General features: G+C 31.4%; 1 protein-coding gene. It reads left to right on the top strand.

Features of this window, described 5'->3' with window-relative positions; all coding sequences use genetic code 11:
- Positions 1-56: 56 nt before the first annotated feature.
- The coding region (locus CN288_RS27585) for a phage tail protein (RefSeq protein WP_098303614.1) at positions 57-490 on the top strand (434 nt) is incomplete at its 3' end.

Raw genomic sequence — 490 nt, 5'->3', positions numbered from 1 at the left:
AAGGTAGCAGACATTTTGGCACAAAGAATAATTGATAGAATGTGAGGATGGTATAAATGACAATTGAAAATAAAGAAATTCAATATACTGTGGGTATTGAAGACTTATTTATTTGTATGATGAAGGGTGATGAAACAACAAGTACATTACCAACTTATGAGGATATCGTTTATGGTCAAACAAATATTTCTGATTTAACAATTTCTACTACGTCTTCAAACTTTGTTAAATGGGCGTCAAATAAAAAAATTATTAATATCCAAAAAAACACAGCATTTGAATTAGCGTTTAACTTAGCTGGTTTAAACCGTGAAGTAAAAGATAAAATGTTTGCTAAAACACGTAAAAAAGGTGTTTCTTTTGAGACTGCAAAAGCAAAAGAATATCCTAAATTTGCAACTGGCGTTGTCTTTCCATTAAACGATGGAACTAAGGTTTTACGTTGGTATCCAAAGTGTACGGTTGCTCCCATTGAAGAATCTTGGAAAAC

Source organism: Bacillus sp. AFS023182 (assembly GCF_002560575.1).
GTDB classification, from domain to species: domain Bacteria; phylum Bacillota; class Bacilli; order Bacillales; family Bacillaceae_G; genus Bacillus_A; species Bacillus_A arachidis.
The sequence above is the reverse complement of the archived record's forward strand: the minus strand, read 5'-3'. Positions and strand labels throughout refer to the sequence as shown.